We start from the raw sequence: 18864 nt of genomic DNA, 5'->3' as shown, positions 1-18864 counted from the left end.
CGCCCGGGACGGCCACCACCCCGCGCCCGCACGCCGCCCGGGACGGCCACCCCGTGGGTCATCCCGCCACCGGGACCGCCCCCCGGGCACGACCGGCCGCCGCGAGCGCCGCTCCGACGGCCGAGGCGGCCGAGGCCGTCGCGGCCGCGACCGGGGCGAGGTTCGCGCCGGTGGGCACCACGGCGGCGAGGGCGGCCACCACCCGGCCGCCGGGCCCCCGCCCCGGCAGCGCGACACAGTCGGCCCCTCCCTCCGGGACCGCGTCCGCGAGGCCGGGCACCCGCGTTCCCCGGTCCACGAACGGCCCGCGCTCGCGGCTCTCCAGGGCCCGGCCCGGCGCCGTACCGGGCGCGAACGAGGTCCCCTCACGGACCGTCACGGCTCCCGGCGCCCGCCCGGGGACGCAGGCGACGGCGAGCACGCGGCCGCCGTGCGGCACGGCGAGGACCACACAGGCCCCCGTCGCGGCCCTCAGCCGGTGCAGCGGAAGCCGGGCCGCGTCCCTCAGCCCCGGATACGGCTGCCAGGACTCACCGAGCCGGAACAGCTGGGGCCCCAGCACGTACCTGCGGCCGCGCCGCTCGACGGCGCCCACCGGCCCCAGCTGGTCCAGCAGGCGGTGCGCGGTCCCCTTGGGGACCCCGCACGCCGCCGCGAGCTCCGTCAGTCCTGCCTCCCCGCCCCGCCGCCGCAGCGCGTCGAGCAGGGCGAACGCCCCTTCGAGGACGCCTCTGCCCGCCGCCGCCGTCTCCGTTGTCGTCTTCGCCATGCAGCGCAGTCTGCGGACGGCGCCGCCCGCCGCGGTATCCCAGGAATCTGGGGAAGGGCCAGTCGTTTATCAGACGTTCAGCGGGCTGGAGGACGCTGGGGCCACCACCTCGGACGGGACGGGGCGGAGGGACACCGGGAGGTCGCATGGACCGTCTTGTCGCGGACTGGCGAAGAGACCGCGCCCGTGGCCGGGGACACGGCCACGGGCGTACCGGCGGAGGCACCCTCACGGGCGCCGTCGACCGCGCCCTCGGACGCGCCCTCGGGGGAGGGCCCGCGTCCGAGGGCGGTCCCGTCGCCGTCCTGGAGGCCGCCGCCGCGGCCCTGGCCGACGTCGTCCCGTACGAGCTCTGGGCCGGCGTGCTGCTCGACCCGGTCACCCTCCTCAACGTCGGCGGCTGCTATCGCCACGGTCTCGGTGCCGAGTGGATGCCACGGCTCCTCGACATCGAGTACCGCGAGGGAGACGCCCTGCTGATGCCGGCCCTGGCCCGGCAGCCGTGCCCCGTCGGCACGCTGAACACGGCCCTCGACGGCCGCCTCGACCGCAGCGCCCGCTACCGGGACATCTACCGCCCGCTCGGCCTCGCCGACGAGATGCGGGTGCTGCTGCGCGACGCCGGCCGCGTGTGGGGCGCGCTGGTGCTCGTACGGTCGGAGGACCGGCCGCCGTTCTCCGCGACCGAGACGGCCGCGGCCGCCCGGCTCTCCGGCCCGCTGGGGCGCGCCCTGCGGGACTCGCTGACCGAGCGGCCCGCCGCCCCCGGCCTCGACGCCCGCGCGCTGGTGGTGCTCACCTCGCGCTACGAGACCGTCACGGAGTCCGCGACGGCCGCCGCCTGGTACGCCGAACTGGCCGAGACCCCCGCGCGCGGCACGGGCCTGCCGGCCGCCGCGTACGGTGCCGCCGCCGCGGCCCTGAGCAGCCCGACCGGCGGCAGCCGCGTGTGCGTCCCGACCCGCTCCGGCGGCTGGGCCGCCATCGAGGCATGGCGCCTGGAGACGGGCGACGGCGCCCAGGTCGCCCTGTCCCTGGGGCCCGCGTCACCCCCGGACCGGGTCGCCGCGCTGATGGAGGCGTACGCGCTCAGTCCCCGCGAGTGCCAGGTCCTCGCCCAGGTCGTCAGCGGCGCGCCCACGACCGAGATCGCGGCGCGGCTCGCCCTCTCGCCGTTCACCGTGCAGGACCACCTCAAGTCGGTGTTCGCGAAGACCGGCGTCCGGTCACGCCGCGAGCTGGTCGCCCAGGTCTTCTTCTCCCACTACCTGCCGGACATGCCCCTCGCCGGGACCGGGGCGGGAGCCGCGGCGGGGACCGGCGGGGCAGAGGTCAGGGCAGCGGGCGGATGAGCGCGGCGTGACGCGGACAGGGGCGGTGGCGGCCCCGCCAGGACGGCGGGCCCGCGGCCGTGCCCCCGTGCCGCGGCCGCCGAGGGCCCGGGTGGCCCCCTAGCGCGGGGCCCGCGGCCCCGCCCGCAAGGCCACCGACCGGCGAGGTCCCTGTCGTTTTCTCGCCAGCCCGAGCCCCGCCGAGCCCCCATCCTTGAGGCATGCACACCGAAACCGAGCGCTGTGTGCGGGCCGTCCGGTCGAAGGACGCCCGCTTCGACGGCGTGTTCTTCACGGCCGTCCGCACCACCCGGATCTACTGCCGGCCCAGCTGCCCGGTCGTACCGCCCAAGCCCGAGAACATGGAGTTCCACCCCACCGCCGCCTCCTGCCAGCGGGCCGGCTTCCGCGCCTGCAAGCGGTGCCGGCCCGACACCAGCCCCGGTTCGCCGCACTGGAACGTGCGGGCCGACACCGTCGCCCGCGCCATGCGACTGATCCAGGACGGTGTCGTCGACCGGGAGGGCGTCCCCGGCCTCGCCGCCCGGCTCGGCTACTCCGCCCGGCAGGTCGAGCGTCAGCTCCTGGCCGAACTCGGCGCCGGGCCGCTCGCCCTCGCCCGCGCCCAGCGCGCCCAGACCGCCCGGCTGCTCGTCGAGACCACCCCGATGCCCATGGCCGAGATCGCCTTCGCGGCCGGCTTCGCCTCCATCCGCACCTTCAACGACACCGTCCGCGAGGTGTTCGCCCTCACCCCCGGCGAACTGCGCGCCCGCGCCACGAGGCACCGCGCCACCGGAGCCCGCGATGCCACCGAGCCGGCATCCGCACCGCCCGGCGCGATCACCCTCCGGCTGCCGTTCCGCGCCCCCCTCGACCCCTCCAACCTCTTCGGACACCTCGCCGCCACCGCCGTCCCCGGCGTGGAGGAGTGGCGCGACGGCGCCTACCGCCGGACCCTGAGCCTCCCCTACGGGCACGGCATCGTCGCCCTCGCGCCGCGCCCCGACCACGTGCTGTGCCGGCTCTCCCTCACCGACCCGCGCGACCTCACCCACGCCATCAGCCGCTGCCGCCGGCTCCTCGACCTGGACGCCGACCCCGTCGCCGTCGACGAGCAGCTGCGCACCGACCCGCTGCTCGCGCCGCTGGTCGACGCGGCGCCCGGACGGCGGGTGCCGCGCACCGTCGACGCCGCCGAGTTCGCCGTACGGGCCGTGCTCGGCCAGCAGGTGTCCACGGCCGCCGCCCGCACCCACGCGGCACGGCTGGTCACCGCGCACGGCGTCCCCGTCGAGGACCCCGAGGGCGGCCTCACCCACCTCTTCCCGAGCCCGGCCGCCCTCGCCGGCCTCGACCCCGAGGCCCTCGCCCTGCCCCGCAGCCGCCGCACGACCCTGCTCACCCTGGTCGGCGCGCTCGCCGACGGAAGCCTCGCCCTCGGCCCGGAGAGCGACTGGACCGAGGCCCGCGAACGCCTCCTCGCCCTGCCCGGGTTCGGCCCGTGGACCACCGAGGTCATCGCCATGCGGGCGCTCGGCGACCCCGACGCCTTCCTCCCCGGCGACCTCGGCGTCCGCCGCGCCGCCCAGGGCCTCGGCCTGCCCGCCACCCCCGCCGCGCTCACCGCCCGCGCCGCGCAGTGGCGGCCCTGGCGGGCCTACGCGGTCCAGTACCTCTGGGCCACCGACGCCCACCCCATCAACCACCTCCCCGCGTAAGGAAGCCGAACCCCGTGCCCACCGTCCAGCACACGGTCGTGGACAGCCCCTACGACGCGCTGACCCTCGTCGCCGTCGACGGCGTCCTCAGCCGCATCCACATGACCGACCAGCGCCACCGCCCGCCCGAAGAGACCTTCGGCGAACGCGACCCGCGCCCCTTCACCGAGGCGGTGCGCCAGCTCGACGCCTACTTCGCGGGCGAACTCACCGCCTTCGACCTGCCGTTGAAGCTCATCGGCACCCCGTTCCAGCTGCGCGTCTGGGAGCAGCTGCGACTCATCCCGTACGGGGAGACCCGGACGTACGGCGAACTCGCCGAGGCCCTCGGCAACCCCGGCGCCTCCCGCGCGGTCGGCCTCGCCAACGGGAAGAACCCGGTCAGCATCGTCGTTCCCTGCCACCGGGTGATCGGGACGAGCGGCAGCCTCACCGGCTACGGCGGCGGCCTCGACCGCAAGAAGCGCCTGCTGGCCTTCGAGTCGGGCGCGTCCCCCGACGCCCTGTTCTAGGGGACGCGGCTCCTACCGCAGGGTCTCCAGGAGCGCGGGCAGCGCCGTGCCGATCGGCTCGCGTACGACCTGGTCCGCGAGCGGGTCGTACGGGGTGGGCTCGGCGTTCACGATGACGAGCCGGGCGCCCTGCTCGGCGGCCATGCCCGCGAGGGAGGCGGCCGGCTGCACCTGGAGGCTGGAGCCGACCGCGATGAAGACCTCCGCGGCCTTCGCGATCGACATGGCCTGCCCGAGCACCACCGGGTCGAGCCGCTGCCCGAACATCACGGTCGCCGCCTTCAGGATGCCGCCGCAGCCGAGGCAGGCCGGGTCGGCCTCGCCGGACCGCACCCGGTCCAGCGCCTCGGCCATCGACGACCGGGCACGGCAGGCCGTGCACACCACCGACCGCGCCGAGCCGTGCAGTTCGAGCACCTTGCGCTCCGGCACCCCGGCGGCCTGGTGCAGGCCGTCCACGTTCTGGGTGATCACCCGCAGCGCGTGGCTGCTCTGCTCGAACGCGGCGATGGCATGGTGCGCCGCGTTCGGCCCGGCGTTCAGGACCTCGCTGTCGAGCCGCATCCGCCACGAGCGGCGGCGGACCTCGGGGTCGGCCATGTACGGCCCGTAGGTGACGAGCCGCTCGGCCTCCGGGTCACGCCGCCACAGCCCGTTCGGCCCCCGGTAGTCGGGGATGCCCGAGTCCGTGGAGATGCCGGCACCGGTGAAGATCGCGACCATCGTCATGTGGCGAGCGTAGGCAGTCCCCGAGCTCTCCCGCGAGGCGATTTCCCGGTGCTAGGTTGCCCGCATGGCCAAGGTCAACGTCTCCCTCGACGCCGAACTCGTCGTCGAGGTCATGGTCCTCGCCGGCATCGGCAACCCCCAGGACGCCGTCGAGGCGGTCGTCCGCGACTACATCGCCCGCGGCCACCGCACCGAGGCCCGCACCGCCTCCCGCGACGAGCCGGTGCGCGGCGGCCTCATCCCGCAGGAGCCGCAGCAGGGCTGAACGCCCGGCGCACCCACGGCGCGGTGACGAGGACGAACAGCCCGAAGGCGAGCAGCCGTCCGAGTCCGCCCCGCTCCGCGGGCGAGCCGTCGAGCAGCACGAACACGGCGTAGGCGTTGGCCGTCAGGTCCGTCGCCAGGACGGCCAGGACCAGATCGACGCCGGCCCGCCGGCCCCGCAGCAGCAGGACCGCGGCCGGCGGGTCGACGAGCGCGAGCGACGACCAGTACAGGTCGAGCCAGGCGGGCGCGAAGTCCCGGTGGGCGAACGGCCCCTCGGTGAGCAGGTCGACCGTGTGCGTGACCGTGCCGACCAGCAGGCCGGCCGCCCACACGGCCACCACGAGCCGCACGGCGGCCCGGTTCATCGTGCGGCGCGGCCGTTCTCCAGCTCCACCGGGCCCCGGCCGTGCTCCAGGACGTCGAGGGCGGCGAGGACGCGGGGGCCGAGCGAGCCGGGCAGGTGGGCGAGGACCTCGTCGGGGCGCACCAGCTTCCAGGAGACCAGCTCCTCCTCCTGGAGCCGGATCGACGCCAGCTGCTCGTCCGACAGCACCCCGCCGTCGTACAGGTACGCCACCAGCGGCGGGCGGCCGGGGCCGTGCGACCAGTCCACCGCGAGCAGCGCTCCCGGCTCGACGTCCAGGCCGATCTCCTCGGCCGTCTCGCGGCGGGCGCCCTGGCGGGGCGTCTCGCCCTCGTCCGACTCGATGGTGCCGCCCGGCAGCGCCCAGCCCTCCCGGTAGTTCGGCTCGACGATGAGCACCCGGCCGGACGCGTCCCGGAAGAGGGCGGCCGCACCGGCCAGGACCCGGGGCAGGCCCGCCAGATACGTGGCGAAGTCAGAGGTCGTCATCCCGTCAGCGTAGCCAGCCGGACCGTCCGCTCGGCCAGCTCGCTGATCCGCGCGTGGTCGAAGCCGGCGACGGCGCTGCGCACCCGGTCCCGCAGCGGCTGCGACCACTGCGGCGGGATCGCCGCGGCGCCGCACAGCACCCCGGCGACCGAACCGGCCGTCGCCCCGTTGGAGTCGGTGTCCAGGCCGCCGCGCACCGTCAGCGTCACCGTGCGGGTGAAGTCGCCCTCCCCGTACAGGAGCCCGGCGGTCAGCACCGCCGCGTTGGGCACCGTGTGGATCCAGCCGAGGGAGCCGTTCTCCTTCGCGAGTTCGGCGAGCGCGTCGGACCACCCGACGCCCGCCTCGTACAGCGCCGTCGTGTGCCGTACCGTCCGGGCGAGCCGGCTGCTCGCCGGGATCCGCTCCAGGGCGGCCCGCAGCGCGGAGCGCACGTCCGGGGCGGTGAACGCGGCGGCGATCAGCGCCGCCGCCCACATCGCCCCGTACACCCCGTTGCCCGTGTGCGACAGCGCCGCGTCCCGGCGGGCCAGCGAGGCCGCCCGGCGCGGGTCGCCCGGTGAGGTCCAGCCGTAGACGTCCGCCCTGATCAGCGCGCCGATCCACTCCTGGTACGGATTGTCGTACGTGGCGGTCAACGGCGGCTTGAGGCCGTTGGCCAGATTGCGGTAGGCCACCCGCTCCGCCGTGAAGGTCTGCAGATAGGGCAGCCGCAGCAGCCAGTGCTCGCCCACCTGCTCGGTGGTGAAGGCGAAGCCGCGGGTCTCCAGCAGGTGCAGCCCCAGGATCGTGTAGTCGATGTCGTCGTCCCGGCAGCTGCCGTTGATCCGGCCGCGCACGCACTGCGGCCACTCCGGCCGCAGCTCGAAGCCGTCGGCTCCGGCGGCCGGCGGCGGGGGCAGATAGTCGGTGAGCGGCAGGGCGTCGGTCAGCCGCAGGTAGGCGTCGATCCGCTCGGACGTCCAGTGGTCACCGCTCTCGACGGGCTTGCCGAGCATGTTCCCGGCGATCCGCCCCGTCCAGCCGCCGAGGATCCGGTCGGCGAGTTCACTGTGCTTGAGCAGGCCCATGCCTCCGGTGTACCGAATGCGGGGCGCGGGCGCGCGCCGACGCACCCGCCCGGCGGCGCGCGCCCGGCCCGTCAGCCTCGCCCCCGCTTCCGGCCCTCACCCGGCCTTCCTGCCGCCCCGGCCTTCACCCGGCCTCCCGTCGCCTCGGCCCTTCCGCCCGGCCGTCCCCCTCGCCCGCCGCCCCGGCCCTCACCCGGCCTCCCCGTCGCCCCGGCCCTCACCGCCGGCGTCGCCGCCGAGACGGGACTTCGCCGCCCGGCGCAGCCGGTGGTGGCGCGAGGCGCCCCGCACGGTGTCCGCGTCGCCCACCATCGCCCGCACCGCGTCCCGCACCCCGTGCGGCGCGCCGTGCCGGGACGGGCCCGCGCCCGGGTCCGCGCGGAGCTCCTTCAGGAGCGCCCAGCACAGCCCCAGCATCACGAGCACGAAGGGCAGCGCGACCAGGATGGTCGCCGTCTGGAGCGCGTTCAGACCGCCCGCCACCAGCAGCACGGCGGCGACCGCGGCCATCAGGACGCCCCAGGCGACCACCAGCCAGGTCGGCGGATGCAGCGCGCCCCGGCTGGTCAGCGAGCCCATCACCAGCGAGGCCGAGTCGGCGCTGGTCACGAAGTACGTCATGACCAGCAGCATCGCCACGTACGAGGTGACCGTCCCGATCGGCAGCGCGTCCAGCATCGCGAAGAGCGACGCCTCCGCCCCGTCCCGCACCGCGCCCGCCAGGTCGGCGGCGCCCGTGGAGTCCAGCCGGATCGCGGTGCCGCCCATCACGCAGAACCAGATCACCGTGGCGCCGGAGGGCACGAGCAGCACCCCGACGAGGAACTCGCGGACCGTCCGGCCGCGCGAGATCCGGGCGATGAACGTGCCGACGAACGGCGCCCAGGACAGCCACCAGGCCCAGTAGAAGATCGTCCAGGCGCCGAGCCAGGCCCGGTCCGAGAACGCGCCCGTGCGGCTCGCCATCGGCAGCAGCTGGTGCAGGTAGCCGCCGACCGAGGCCGGGACGGTGTCGAGGACGTACACGGTCGGACCGAGCAGGAACACGAAGAGCATCAGAGCGGCGGCGAGCACGATGTTCAGCGTGGACAGCCACTTCACGCCCTTGTGCAGCCCGGAGAAGGCGGACAGCACGAAGGCCGCCGAGAGCGACACGATGATGACCAGCTCGGTGGTGGTGGACGGCTCCACGCCCACGGTGAGGTTCAGGCCCTCCGCCACCTGGAGCGCGCCCAGGCCCAGGCTGGTCGCGGTGCCGAAGACGGTCGCGAACACCGCCAGCAGGTCGATCGTCCTGCCCGGCCAGGACCGTGCCCTGCGCTCGCCCATCAGCGGCACGAACGCGGCGCTCAGCGTGTTGCCGCGGCCCTTGCGGAAGCCCGCGTAGGCGAGGGCGAGACCGGCGATGCCGTAGATCGCCCACGGGGTGAGCGTCCAGTGGAAGAAGGAGTACTCCAGGGCGGTACGCGCCGCGGCGCCGGACCGGGGCGGCACGCCGGTCGCCGGCGGCGGGTCCAGATAGTGCTGGAGCGGCTCCCCGACCCCGTAGAACATCAGCCCGATGCCCATCCCCGCGCTGAACATCATCGCGATCCACGCCAGGTTCGTGAACTCCGGCTCCGAGTCGTCCGCGCCGAGCCGGATCCGCCCGAAGCGGCTGAGCGCGATCACCACGCACAGCACCAGGAAGGCGTCGGCGGCCGTCACGAACAGCCAGGCGAAATCGGACAGGACCCAGTCCAGGGCCGAGGAGGAGGCGTCGTCGAAGGAGTCCCCGCCGAGCGCCGCCCATCCCACCACCGCCACGACGGCCGCCATCCCGATGCCGATGACCTTGGTGTCGGGGCGGCCCTCGGCGGGACGGGGGCCCGTGCCGGGGAGGTGATCGATCGGTTCCGTGCTCATGCGGCCCCACTATGGGGCGGAATATCGCCTTATCCGGGGGTGGCACGCCGTCTTGCGCTACGGATAGGGTCGGCCTCGGCGCGACTGCCTGTTCGAAAGCAAGGGATGCAAGGTGACGGACGGAGCAGTAACTGAGGTCGCACGCGTGCTCGTCGCGGCCGACAAGTTCAAGGGTTCGCTCACGGCCGTACAGGTCGCGGAGCGGGTCACAGCAGGACTGCGACGGGTCGTCCCGGAGCTCGAGGTGGAGACGCTGCCCGTCGCGGACGGCGGCGACGGCACCGTCGCGGCGGCCGTCGCGGCCGGATTCGAACGGCGCGAGGTCACCGTGACCGGGCCGGTCGGCGAGCCCGTCACGGCGGCGTTCGCGCTGCGCGGGACCACGGCCGTTGTGGAGATGGCGGAGGCGTCCGGCCTCCAGCTCCTGCCGGCCGAGGACCTCGCCCCCCTCACCGCGACCACCTACGGCTCCGGCGAGCTGCTGCGCGCGGCCCTCGACGCCGGCGCCACCACGATCGTCTTCGGCGTCGGCGGCAGCGCCACCACCGACGGCGGCGCCGGCATGCTCGCCGCGCTCGGCGCCCGCTTCCTCGACGCCTCGGGCGAGCCCGTCGGCCCCGGCGGCGCGGCTCTCGCCGAGCTGGCCTCCGCCGACCTGTCGGGCGTCGACCCGCGCTTCGCCGACGTCGACCTCGTCCTCGCCAGCGACGTGGACAACCCGCTCACCGGCCCGAAGGGCTGCGCGGCGGTGTACGGCCCGCAGAAGGGCGCCTCACCCGAGGACGTCGAGACCCTGGACGCGGCCCTCGGGCACTACGCGCGGATCCTGGAGGAGGCGATCGGCCCCAAGGCCGCCGAGCTCGCCGCCTCCCCGGGCGCGGGCGGCGCCGGCGGCATCGGCTACGGCGCCCTGCTCATCGGCGCGAGCTTCCGCCCCGGCATCGAGCTCATGCTGGAGGTCCTCGGCTTCGCCCCGGCCCTGGAGCGCGCCACCCTGGTCATCACCGGCGAGGGCTCCCTCGACGAGCAGACCCTCCACGGCAAGGCCCCGGCGGGCGTCGCCGCGGCCGCCCGCGCGGCCGGCAAGGAGGTCGTCGCCGTCTGCGGCCGCCTCGCCCTCCCGCAGGAGAGCCTCGGCGCCGCCGGCATCCGCCGCGCCTACCCGCTCAGCGACCTGGAGCCGGACCCGGCCAAGTCCATCCCCAACGCGGGCCCGCTCCTGGAAGAGGTCTCGGCGAACATCGCCCGCGATTTCCTGAGCTGACCCCGACGCCCTCCGGGTCGCCCCCGACGCGCTCCCCGGGCCGGCCCCGACGCGACCCCCAAGGCCGATCCCGATGCGGCCTCAGGGCCGCGGCCGGCCCGGGGGTGCGTCCGGCCCGGAGGCCGGGGAGCCCGGAGGCCGGGGAGCCCGGGGGCTCGGCGTCCCGGGGCCGGCGTCCGGCGTCAGGGAGCCCTGGAGCCCGACGACCGCCCGCGTCGCGCTACGGCCGGGAGACCTCCCGCTCCGGCCTGCCCGTGTCCCGGTCGAGGCGGACGGTCGTCACGCCGCCGTCGCCGGTCGTGAAGCTCAGGGTGTCCGGATCCGACCAGGTGACGTCGACGAGCGCGTGGGCCGGATCATCGCCGTTGAAGGAGCCGGCGGGCCAGTGGTGGGCGGTGAGGGGCGGGCCGTCGACGACCGAGACCCGCCACAGCGGGTCGATCATCGCGGAGCCGCGCTCCACCACGAGGTGACGTTGCGCGTGGTGCGGGGCGGCCCGGCGGTCGGTCTCCTCCCAGTCACCGCTCAGGAGCGGGAACAGCAGCAGGCGGAAGCCCAGCACCCCGGCCGCCGCCACCCCGCACAGGAAGACCGCCGTCACCCGTATCGCGTTCCGGCGGATCGCCAGCCAGGCACCGGTGCCCAGCAGCAGCGAGGCCGTCAGGGCCCACGGCCACCGGTACTCGAACGCGGAGACCAGGACCAGGAGCCGGGTGGAGTCGGCTGCCCGGGAACCGAGCGGATGAGCCGCCACCGCCAGCAGGCCGGCCGTCAGGAGCAGCCCCCCGAGGCGCCGGGCGCCCCGGCTCGTACGGGTGTTCGTCATCGTCGTCACCCGGGCATCCTGCCAGCCCCGGCCACCCCGGGGATCACCCCGCCGAGGTCAGGCGGAAGGCGTCCAGGGCCAGCGTCATCTCCGTGAGGTCCCGGGGCCGGGACAGCGACCTCGACGTCAGCTGCTCCAGGCGGCGCAGGCGGTTGAAGACCGTGTTGCGGTGGCAGTACAGCCGCCCCGCCGCACGGCCCGCCGAACCCTCGCAGTCCAGCCACACGTCCAGCGTCTCCAGGAGCACCGCCCGGTCCGCCGGATCCAGTTCGAGCAGACCGCCGAGGACGTCGTGCACGAGCAGGCCCGCCATCTCCGGCTGGCTCACCACCAGCGCGCCCGGCATCCGCCGGTCCAGCCGCACGATCTCGTGCGAGTCCGGCGGGCACGTGCGCAGGGCCAGCTCCGCCAGCCGCCGCGCCCGCCCCAGCTCCGCGAGCCCGGTCACCACCGGACTGATCCCGCCCGGACCCGGGCAGCGGCCCTGCAACAGGTCCGACAGCGCGTCCAGGTCGGTGCCGTCGGCGAGGGAGGCCACCCCGATCTCGCAGTGCGCCCGCATCCGCCACAGGAACCGCACCCCCGCCCCCCGCACCCGCCGGTGGAACGGCTCCGGCACCTCGCGCCGGTCCTGCCGCAGCACCACCACCGCGTACCGGCCGTGCTCCGGCAGGTCCAGGCCCGCCGCCGCCCGCGCCACCACCTCCGCGGCCTGCGGGCGGTCGCCGAGCAACTCGTCGAGGAGCGCCGCCAGCTGTTCGTCGGTCCGCCGCCGCAGCTCCAGCTCCGTCGCCCGGTACGCCTCCGAGGCCGTGTCCGCCTGCGTGTCCACCGCCTGCCACACCATCGTGGCCGCCTGCGTCAGCGCCCTCAGCTCCCCGGGCCGGGCCGCCGCGCCCTCGATCAGCGCGTCCCACACCAGATGCCCGGCGTGCCGGTAGGCGTGCACGACGAGCTCCAGCGGCATGCCCTGTTCGGCCCGCCGCCGGCCCATCTCGTCCGCGTGTTCCAGATCCCGCCGGGGCGAGTCGCGCGGCGCCGAGATCATCTCGATCCCGATCCGCATCGCCTCGTGCGCCTCCTGCCAGTGCTGGTCGTACGGCACGATCCGGCCGTACGCCGGCTCGTACTCGTGCAGCTCCCTCAGATGCTCGTCCACCAGCTCCGGCAGCCGTTCGAGGAGTGCCGTGCACGCCTGTGCCAGCAGCTTCCAGTCATCGCCGGTCCGCGGTCTGCGCCGTCCCATGTCCGGAGGATGCCATCCCTCCGCCCCTTCCCACAGGCCCCTGACACGCACCGTTGTGCGCGTGCACAACCCGCCGCCGGGCCCGCTGGTCAACGGCAGCGTTTCGGCCGCCCGACGTGGACGGGCGGCCCGGCCCGGTGCTGGGGTGAGCGCCACGCGACACGGAAGGGGAACCATGGGAGGTACCGCACTCGCCCTGGAGGTCACGGACCTGACGGCGGGATACGGGCCGGTACGCGCCTTGCGCGAGGTGTCGGTCGAGGTGCCCGAGGGCGCGGTCGTCACCGTCCTCGGCGGCAACGGCGCCGGCAAGTCCACCCTGCTGCGGGCGATCTCCCGCACGCTGCCGTTCCACGGCGGCGCGGTCACCGGCGGCACCGTCCGCTTCGGCGGCCGACCGCTCGACGGGCTCGCGACGGACCGGGTGGTGGCCGCCGGGGTGTCCCAGGTCCCCGAGGGCCGGCAGGTCTTCGCCCGGATGACGGTCGAGGACAACCTGCGCGCCGGGACGCTCGGCGCGCGCGGCGACCGGGCCGCGAAGGCGGCGGCCCTCAGGCGGGTCCACGAGCTGTTCCCCGTGCTCGCCGAGCGCGCCCGACAGCAGGCGGGCCTGCTGTCGGGCGGGGAGCAGCAGATGCTGGCCGTCGGCCGGGCCCTGATGGCGTCCCCGCGGCTGCTCCTGCTCGACGAACCCTCGCTCGGGCTCGCTCCGCTGATGGCCGCCCGCATCGCCGACACCGTCCGGGAGATCAACGCGCAGGGCACGGCGGTGCTGCTCGTCGAGCAGAACGCGGCCCTCGCCCTGCGGCTCGCCTCCCGCGCGTACGTCCTGGAGGTCGGCCGGGTCACCCTCTCCGGTCCGGCCGCGGAACTCGCCGCCTCGGACGAGATCCGGCGCCGCTACCTGGGCGTCGCCGACGAGGACGAACCCACCGGACGCCCGGACCCGGACGGGAACGCCACGAAGCCCGCCCGCCGCCCGGCGCTGGCCCGCTGGGAGGAGACCCGATGAGCCGCAGCCCGCTCCCGCTTCCGCGTTCGGCCCGGGACCCGGGTCCCGCCCGCCGCCCGGCGCCGGCCCGCGGGGAGGAGACCCGATGAGCCGCACCCCGCTCCCGCGCCCCGGCCGGGACCCGGAGCCGGATCCCGCCGGCGCCGCCCCGGCGCCGGGCGGGAACACCGGCCCCGGCGAGGGCGCCGCCCCCGCGGCCACCGCCCCGACCGACGTCCCCGCCCTCGACGTCCGCGACGTCACCGTCCGCTTCGCCGGGCTCACCGCCCTCGACGGTGTCTCCTTCACCGTGCGGCCCGGCACCGTGCACGCCGTCATCGGACCGAACGGCGCCGGCAAGTCCACCTGCTTCAACGTGCTCTCGGGCGTCTACCGGGCCACCTCCGGCTCCGTGCGCTTCGGCGACCACGAACTGACCGGCCTGCCCCCGCACCGGATCGCCGGCCTGGGCGTCGCCCGGATCTTCCAGAACCTCGCGCTGCCGCCCCGCGCCACCGTCGAGGACAGCCTGATGCTCGGTCGGCACCGGCTCACCCGGACCGGCTTCCTCGGTGCCGGGCTCCGGCTGCCCTCCGCCGCCCGCGAGGAGGCCCGGCACCGGGCCAGGGTCCGCGAGATCGCCGCCTTCGTCGGCCTGGAGGAGGACCTGGCACGCCCCGCGGGCTCCCTCCCGTACGGCCGGCAGAAGCTCGCCGAACTCGCCCGCGCCCTGTGCATGGAGCCCAGGCTGCTGCTCCTCGACGAGCCCGTCGCCGGGATGACCGCCGACGAACGGCGCCGCACCGCCGCCGTCATCGCCGGCGTCCGCGACAGCCTCGGCATCTCCATCGTCCTGGTCGAACACGACATGGGGGTGGTGATGCGGCTCGCCGACGCCGTCACCGTCCTCGACTTCGGCCGCCGCATCGCCGACGGCACCCCCGCCGACGTCCAGAACGACCCGGCCGTCGTCCGCGCCTATCTCGGAGAGGAGGACGCCGAGTGAGCACCTTCGCCGAACTCCTCGTCAACGGCGTCTCACTGGGGTCGATCTACGCCCTCATCGCCCTCGGGTTCGTCGTCATCTTCCGCGCCACGGAGGTCGTCAACTTCGCCCACGCCTCGCTGCTGCTCGCCGGCGGCTACCTCACCGCCGTCCTCCACGACGACCTCGGCTTCTGGCCCGCGCTCGCCGTCGGCGTCGCCGGCGCGGCCCTGGTCGGCGCGGCCGTCGAGTTCCTGGTGATGCGCCGCTACCGGGGCGCCGACCACAGCGTCCTCGCCATCGTCACCATCGGCGTCGACATCCTGCTGACCACCGAGCTCACCCGCCGGATCGGCACCGACGTGCTCGCCCTCGGCGACCCGTGGGGCGACACCGTCGTCACCATCGGCCCGGTGACGGTCGCGCAGACCCGGATCGCCGCGTTCCTCGCCGCCGGACTGCTCATCACCGCCTTCCTGCTGGCCTTCCGCTACACGTCCTGGGGCGTGGCCATGCGGGCCGCCGCGGAGAACCGGGAGACGGCCGCCCTGATGGGCATCCGCCTCGGCCGGGTCTCGCTCGGCGCCTGGGCGGTCGCGGGCGCGCTCGCCGCCGTCGCCGCCCTGTTCCTCACCGTCTTCCCGACCCCCGGCCTGGAGCGCTCGACCTCGCTGGCCGCGCTCAAGGCCTTTCCCGCGGCCATCCTCGGCGGCCTCGACTCCACCACCGGCGCCCTCGTCGGCGGCCTCCTCGTCGGCGTCACCGAGTCCCTGGCCACCGGCTACCAGGGCGACCTGACCTTCCTGGGCCGCGGGATCGGCGACCTCGCCCCGTACCTCGTCATGGTCGCGGTGCTGCTTGTCCGCCCGGCCGGGCTCTTCGGCACCAAGGAGCTGGCCCGTGTCTGAGACGACGCTCACCGCCCGCCGCACCGCCGTCCTCGCCCGCCCGAGGCTCTGGACGGGGGCCGCCGCCGGCCTGGTCCTGCTCGCCCTGCCCTTCTATCTGGACCGCTTCTGGCTGCAGGCCGGTCTCTTCGCCATGGCCGCCGCCATCGGCGCCATCGGGATCAACCTGCTGACCGGCGCCACCGGGCAGCTCTCCATGGGCCACGCCTTCTTCCTCGCCGTCGGCGCGTACGGCTACTGCGCCTTCGCGGGCGACGGCTCCGACGGTCTGACCGGCCTCGGGCTGCCCGGCTGGCTCGCCGTGGTGCTGGCCGTCGCCCTCGCGGGCCTGGCGGGCGGGGTGTTCTCGCCGATCGCGGGCCGGCTGCGCGGCGCGTACCTCGGCATCGCCACCCTCGCGCTGATCTTCATCGGCCAGCACGTGCTGTTCAACGCCCACGACCTGACCGGCGGCTACAACGGCCGCGCCGTCCCGCCGCTGCACCTGTTCGGCCTCACCTTCGACGACAGCGAGCTGCTCGTCGCGTCGGTGCCGTTCGGCTCCGCCGAGAAGCTCTGGTACCTGGGCCTCGTGCTGCTCCTCGCGGGCGCCCTCTTCGCGCGGGGCGTGCTGCGGGGCAGGCCGGGACGGGCCATGAACGCCATCCGGGACCACCGGATCGCGGCCGGGGTGATGGGCATCCCGGTGGCCCGCCACCGGGCCGCCGTGTTCGTCCTGTCCTCCATGTACGCGGGCCTGGCGGGCGTGGTGCTCGCCCTGGTCTTCCAGCGCACCGTGCCGGAGTACTTCGGCATGATGCTCTCCCTCGAATACCTGGCCATGATCGTCATCGGCGGTCTCGGTTCGGTCGCCGGTGCGGTCGTCGGAGGCGTGTTCGTCTCCCTGCTGCCGCAGCTCCTCAACCGGTACAGCGACGTCCTTCCCCTGGTCTCCGCCCCCGGGACGGGCGGGATCGCACCGGGGGAGGCCGCCCGCTACCTCTATGGCGCCGCCGTCGTCGCGGTGGTGCTCTTCCTGCCCGGCGGCCTGGTCCGGCCGGCCGCCCGGCGCACACCGTCCACCTCTGGGGAGGAACGATGAACCACCGACGACAGGCCGTGCGGGGCCTGACCGCGGCCCTCGCGGCACTGGTCGCGCTGACCGCCGCCGGCTGCAGCTCCAAGGCGAAGGGCGGCGACGGCGAGGGCACCGGCGCGGGCGGGGTGAAGGCCGGCAAGGGCGTCACCGACAAGGCGATCACCCTCGGCGCGCTCACCGACATGACCGGCGTGTACGCCACCCTCGGCAAGAGCGTCACCCAGGCCCAGCAGCTGTACGTGAAGCAGGTCAACGCGGCCGGCGGGATCTGCGGCCGGCAGTTGGAGCTGACGGTCCGCGACCACGGCTACGACCCGCAGAAGGCGCTCGCCGCCTACACCGAGCTGGAGCCGAAGGTCGTCGGCTACCCGCAGTTCATCGGCTCGCCCTTCGTCGCCGCCGTCAAGGGGCGCGTCGACGGCCTGGACAAGGGCCTGGTCCTGCCGCAGGCCTGGTCCGCCTCGCTGCTCGGCTCGCCCTACATCCGCGTCCTCGGCTCCACGTACGACGTGGAGACCATCAACGCGGTCGACTTCCTGGTGAAGGAGAAGGGCCTGAAGGCGGGGGACCGGATCGGCCACGTGTACTTCGAGGGCGACTACGGCGAGAACGCGCTCGCGGGCGCCGAGCACGCCGCCGGGAAGGCGGGCCTCGAGGTCGTCGAGCAGAAGATCAAGCCCACCGACAACGACATGTCGGCGCAGGTCGCGGCCCTGAAGCAGGCCGGGGTCAAGGCCGTCGTCCTCAGCGCGGGCCCGCGCCAGGCCGCCTCCCTCGTCGGCGTCGCGGCGGCCACCGGCCTGAAGGTGCCGGTCGTCGGCAACAACTCGGCGTTCTCGCCGCAGCTGCTCGGCACCCAGGCCGGTCCCGCCCTGCAGAAGATGTACTGGGTGGCCTCCCCGAGCCTCCCGATCGGGGCGGACACCCCGGTCGCGAAGAAGCTGGTCGCCGACTACAAGGCGGCCTACCCGGGCGACAGCCTCGACAACGGCATCGTGGCCGGCTGGACCGCCGCGAGCGTCTTCGGCGAGGCCCTGAAGAAGGCCTGCGCCGAGAAGGACCTGACCCGTGAGGGCATCGACAAGGCACTGCTGACGATGACCTCGTACGACGCGGGCTTCGGCATGACCCACGACTTCGGCGACCCGAAGGCGCCCTCGTCGCGCGAGTCGGTCATCCTCCAGCCGGACGCCTCCGTGCCCGGCGGCATGCGGACGGTCCGGCAGCCGTTCACCGCCGAGGCGGCGGCCTCCTACGCGCCCTGACCTCCGCCGACCGCCCCGGGGACAGGCCGTCACCCGCCGGAAACAACGGAATGTGAAGCTCGGGCCATGAACGATCTCTTCACGGTCCGCCCCGCCGCCCCCGACGATCCCCGCGTCCCGGCCCTCCTGGCCGCGTACCACCTCAGCACCGAGGCCGAGAAGGGACAGCCCGTCGACACCGTCGACGGGCTGCCGGCCGTCTACCGCACCGAGGTGCTCGACCCCGGGGCCGCCTTCGCCGACGACACCCTGCTCCTGGCCGGGGCGCCGGGCGAGCCGGCGGCCGGCCTCGTGGTGCTCACCGCGCGGGCCGAGATCAAGCGGCTGTGGGTGGAGCCCGCCGCCCGGGGGAGAGGCGCGGCACGGGCCCTGACGGCCGAGGCCCTGCGCCGCGCCGAGGCAGCCGGCGCCCGCCGCGTACGCCTGTCGGTGTGGACCTGGCGGGAGGGCGCCCTCGCCCTGTACCGGCGGCTCGGCTTCCGGACGGTCCGGCCCTGGGACGACCGGCCCGGCCTGCTGTGCCTGGAGAAGCCTCTGGACCGCGTCCTGCGGCTCTCCCCGGCCGACATCCGCTCCCGGGCCGCCGACGGCCTCGCCGCGCTCCTGTGCGACGCGGTCGAAGGCGGCGCCTCCGTCGGCTTCCTGGCGCCCCTGGAACCCGCCGAGGCGGCCGCCTGGTGGCGCACCGCCGCCGAGGACGCCGAGCGGGGCGTACGGGAGGTCTGGGCGGCCCTCGGGCCCGCCGACGAGGTCCTGGGCGCCGTCACCCTCGTCCGCGACGGCAAGGCGAACGGGCGGCACCGGGGGGAGATCGCCCGCCTGGTGGTCCACGGCTCCGCCCGCGGCCGGGGACTCGGCGCCCGGCTCCTCGCCACGGCGGAGGCGCACGCGGCGGCTCAGGGCCTCACCCTGCTCGTCCTGGACACCGAGACCGACAGCCCCGCCGAGCGGCTGTACCGGGCGGCCGGCTGGACCGCTGCCGGGGTGATCCCGGACTTCGCCGCCGCCCCCGACGGCACCCTGCGCCCCACCACGCTGTACTACAAGCGCCTGGTCTGACCGTGCGGGGCACGCGGGCGCGCGAGAAGGGCCCCGGACGCGGTCCGCGTCCGGGGCCCTTCCCCGTATGTCTGCCCTGTCAGGC

General features: G+C 75.4%; 19 protein-coding genes. 11 read left to right on the top strand and 8 right to left on the bottom strand.

What is annotated here, in order from left to right:
* Window positions 1-58: 58 nt before the first annotated feature.
* Window positions 59-769, bottom strand: coding sequence for an IclR family transcriptional regulator (locus tag ABD954_RS05060; protein ID WP_345484543.1), 711 nt, complete (start codon window positions 767-769; stop codon window positions 59-61).
* A 146-nt stretch (window positions 770-915) separates the two neighbouring features.
* Here ABD954_RS05060 and ABD954_RS05055 point away from each other — a divergent pair, with 146 nt between their 5' ends.
* The 3 genes from ABD954_RS05055 (at window position 916) to ABD954_RS05045 (ending at window position 4333) form a co-directional block, all read left to right on the top strand.
* On the top strand, window positions 916-2121 hold the full coding sequence (locus ABD954_RS05055; RefSeq protein WP_345484542.1) for a helix-turn-helix transcriptional regulator: 1206 nt from the start codon (window positions 916-918) through the stop codon (window positions 2119-2121).
* Between the two features lie 200 nt (window positions 2122-2321).
* Window positions 2322-3821 (top strand): AlkA N-terminal domain-containing protein, encoded by a 1500-nt coding sequence (locus ABD954_RS05050; RefSeq protein ID WP_345484541.1) that lies wholly within the window; start codon window positions 2322-2324, stop codon window positions 3819-3821.
* A 14-nt stretch (window positions 3822-3835) separates the two neighbouring features.
* Window positions 3836-4333, top strand: a complete 498-nt coding sequence (locus ABD954_RS05045) for a methylated-DNA--[protein]-cysteine S-methyltransferase (RefSeq protein ID WP_345484540.1) — start codon at window positions 3836-3838, stop codon at window positions 4331-4333.
* A gap of 12 nt (window positions 4334-4345) precedes the next feature.
* On the opposite strand, the gene ABD954_RS05040 is transcribed toward ABD954_RS05045, so the two are convergent.
* Complete coding sequence (locus ABD954_RS05040; protein WP_345484539.1) at window positions 4346-5062, bottom strand: SIR2 family NAD-dependent protein deacylase; 717 nt, start codon at window positions 5060-5062, stop codon at window positions 4346-4348.
* Window positions 5063-5126: 64 nt separating this feature from the next.
* On the opposite strand from ABD954_RS05040, the gene ABD954_RS05035 reads away from it, so the two are divergent.
* The gene (locus ABD954_RS05035) at window positions 5127-5327 is read left to right on the top strand and encodes a DUF2191 domain-containing protein (protein ID WP_345484538.1); all 201 of its coding nucleotides are present in this window, start codon (window positions 5127-5129) and stop codon (window positions 5325-5327) included.
* Here the strand turns inward: ABD954_RS05035 and ABD954_RS05030 are convergent.
* The 4 genes from ABD954_RS05030 to ABD954_RS05015 all read right to left on the bottom strand — a co-directional run bounded on the left by ABD954_RS05030 (window position 5299) and on the right by ABD954_RS05015 (window position 9157).
* Window positions 5299-5694: a hypothetical protein gene (locus tag ABD954_RS05030; protein ID WP_345484537.1), complete on the bottom strand. Its 396-nt coding sequence runs from the start codon at window positions 5692-5694 to the stop codon at window positions 5299-5301. The two genes, ABD954_RS05035 and ABD954_RS05030, sit on opposite strands and share 29 nt — an antisense overlap.
* Window positions 5691-6182: an NUDIX domain-containing protein gene (locus ABD954_RS05025; RefSeq protein ID WP_345484536.1), complete on the bottom strand. Its 492-nt coding sequence runs from the start codon at window positions 6180-6182 to the stop codon at window positions 5691-5693. Before ABD954_RS05025 ends, ABD954_RS05030 begins: the two co-directional genes overlap by 4 nt.
* Entirely contained in the window at window positions 6179-7252 is a 1074-nt protein-coding gene (locus tag ABD954_RS05020; protein ID WP_345484535.1) for an ADP-ribosylglycohydrolase family protein, read from the bottom strand. The genes ABD954_RS05025 and ABD954_RS05020 overlap by 4 nt, the downstream gene beginning before the upstream one ends.
* A gap of 189 nt (window positions 7253-7441) precedes the next feature.
* On the bottom strand, window positions 7442-9157 hold the full coding sequence (locus ABD954_RS05015; protein ID WP_345484534.1) for a BCCT family transporter: 1716 nt from the start codon (window positions 9155-9157) through the stop codon (window positions 7442-7444).
* A gap of 112 nt (window positions 9158-9269) precedes the next feature.
* Between ABD954_RS05015 and ABD954_RS05010 the strand changes: the two genes are divergently transcribed.
* The gene (locus tag ABD954_RS05010) at window positions 9270-10421 is read left to right on the top strand and encodes a glycerate kinase (protein ID WP_345484533.1); all 1152 of its coding nucleotides are present in this window, start codon (window positions 9270-9272) and stop codon (window positions 10419-10421) included.
* Window positions 10422-10641: 220 nt separating this feature from the next.
* Here the strand turns inward: ABD954_RS05010 and ABD954_RS05005 are convergent, their stop codons facing one another.
* Both ABD954_RS05005 and ABD954_RS05000 read right to left on the bottom strand, forming a co-directional pair.
* Window positions 10642-11256, bottom strand: coding sequence for a hypothetical protein (locus ABD954_RS05005; protein WP_345484532.1), 615 nt, complete (start codon window positions 11254-11256; stop codon window positions 10642-10644).
* Between the two features lie 34 nt (window positions 11257-11290).
* On the bottom strand, window positions 11291-12493 hold the full coding sequence (locus tag ABD954_RS05000; RefSeq protein WP_345484531.1) for a PucR family transcriptional regulator: 1203 nt from the start codon (window positions 12491-12493) through the stop codon (window positions 11291-11293).
* 175 nt (window positions 12494-12668) lie between these two features.
* On the opposite strand from ABD954_RS05000, the gene ABD954_RS04995 reads away from it, so the two are divergent.
* From ABD954_RS04995 to ABD954_RS04970, 6 genes are all read left to right on the top strand, one after another.
* Window positions 12669-13505 carry an ABC transporter ATP-binding protein gene (locus ABD954_RS04995; protein ID WP_345484530.1) on the top strand — a complete coding sequence of 279 codons (837 nt, stop codon included), beginning with the start codon at window positions 12669-12671 and terminating at the stop codon, window positions 13503-13505.
* A gap of 85 nt (window positions 13506-13590) precedes the next feature.
* A complete protein-coding gene (locus tag ABD954_RS04990) occupies window positions 13591-14490 on the top strand; it encodes an ABC transporter ATP-binding protein (RefSeq protein ID WP_345484529.1) in 900 nt (299 codons plus the stop codon).
* The gene (locus ABD954_RS04985) at window positions 14487-15377 is read left to right on the top strand and encodes a branched-chain amino acid ABC transporter permease (RefSeq protein ID WP_345484528.1); all 891 of its coding nucleotides are present in this window, start codon (window positions 14487-14489) and stop codon (window positions 15375-15377) included. Before ABD954_RS04990 ends, ABD954_RS04985 begins: the two co-directional genes overlap by 4 nt.
* Window positions 15370-16458: a branched-chain amino acid ABC transporter permease gene (locus ABD954_RS04980; protein ID WP_345484527.1), complete on the top strand. Its 1089-nt coding sequence runs from the start codon at window positions 15370-15372 to the stop codon at window positions 16456-16458. Before ABD954_RS04985 ends, ABD954_RS04980 begins: the two co-directional genes overlap by 8 nt.
* Complete coding sequence (locus ABD954_RS04975; RefSeq protein WP_345484526.1) at window positions 16455-17720, top strand: ABC transporter substrate-binding protein; 1266 nt, start codon at window positions 16455-16457, stop codon at window positions 17718-17720. The genes ABD954_RS04980 and ABD954_RS04975 overlap by 4 nt, the downstream gene beginning before the upstream one ends.
* Before the next feature lie 66 nt (window positions 17721-17786).
* Window positions 17787-18779: a GNAT family N-acetyltransferase gene (locus ABD954_RS04970; protein WP_345484525.1), complete on the top strand. Its 993-nt coding sequence runs from the start codon at window positions 17787-17789 to the stop codon at window positions 18777-18779.
* Window positions 18780-18864: the final 85 nt, after the last annotated feature.

The sequence above is a fragment of the Streptomyces roseoviridis genome, from assembly GCF_039535235.1.
Lineage (GTDB): Bacteria > Actinomycetota > Actinomycetes > Streptomycetales > Streptomycetaceae > Streptomyces > Streptomyces roseoviridis.
Note: the sequence above shows the minus strand (reverse complement) of the source record. Positions and strands in the feature narration are given on the sequence as shown.

What these genes read in the sequence shown, in the direction of transcription:
- ABD954_RS04990 (WP_345484529.1), top strand. Translation starts at nt 13,591, where the DNA reads ATGAGCCGCACCCCGCTCCCGCGCCCCGGCCGGGACCCGGAGCCGGAT.
- ABD954_RS05000 (WP_345484531.1), bottom strand. Translation starts at nt 12,493, where the DNA reads ATGGGACGGCGCAGACCGCGGACCGGCGATGACTGGAAGCTGCTGGCA.
- ABD954_RS05030 (WP_345484537.1), bottom strand. Translation starts at nt 5,694, where the DNA reads ATGAACCGGGCCGCCGTGCGGCTCGTGGTGGCCGTGTGGGCGGCCGGC.
- ABD954_RS05025 (WP_345484536.1), bottom strand. Translation starts at nt 6,182, where the DNA reads ATGACGACCTCTGACTTCGCCACGTATCTGGCGGGCCTGCCCCGGGTC.
- ABD954_RS05040 (WP_345484539.1), bottom strand. Translation starts at nt 5,062, where the DNA reads ATGACGATGGTCGCGATCTTCACCGGTGCCGGCATCTCCACGGACTCG.
- ABD954_RS05055 (WP_345484542.1), top strand. Translation starts at nt 916, where the DNA reads ATGGACCGTCTTGTCGCGGACTGGCGAAGAGACCGCGCCCGTGGCCGG.
- ABD954_RS05020 (WP_345484535.1), bottom strand. Translation starts at nt 7,252, where the DNA reads ATGGGCCTGCTCAAGCACAGTGAACTCGCCGACCGGATCCTCGGCGGC.
- ABD954_RS05050 (WP_345484541.1), top strand. Translation starts at nt 2,322, where the DNA reads ATGCACACCGAAACCGAGCGCTGTGTGCGGGCCGTCCGGTCGAAGGAC.
- ABD954_RS05035 (WP_345484538.1), top strand. Translation starts at nt 5,127, where the DNA reads ATGGCCAAGGTCAACGTCTCCCTCGACGCCGAACTCGTCGTCGAGGTC.
- ABD954_RS04970 (WP_345484525.1), top strand. Translation starts at nt 17,787, where the DNA reads ATGAACGATCTCTTCACGGTCCGCCCCGCCGCCCCCGACGATCCCCGC.
- ABD954_RS05015 (WP_345484534.1), bottom strand. Translation starts at nt 9,157, where the DNA reads ATGAGCACGGAACCGATCGATCACCTCCCCGGCACGGGCCCCCGTCCC.
- ABD954_RS05060 (WP_345484543.1), bottom strand. Translation starts at nt 769, where the DNA reads ATGGCGAAGACGACAACGGAGACGGCGGCGGCGGGCAGAGGCGTCCTC.
- ABD954_RS04975 (WP_345484526.1), top strand. Translation starts at nt 16,455, where the DNA reads ATGAACCACCGACGACAGGCCGTGCGGGGCCTGACCGCGGCCCTCGCG.
- ABD954_RS04995 (WP_345484530.1), top strand. Translation starts at nt 12,669, where the DNA reads ATGGGAGGTACCGCACTCGCCCTGGAGGTCACGGACCTGACGGCGGGA.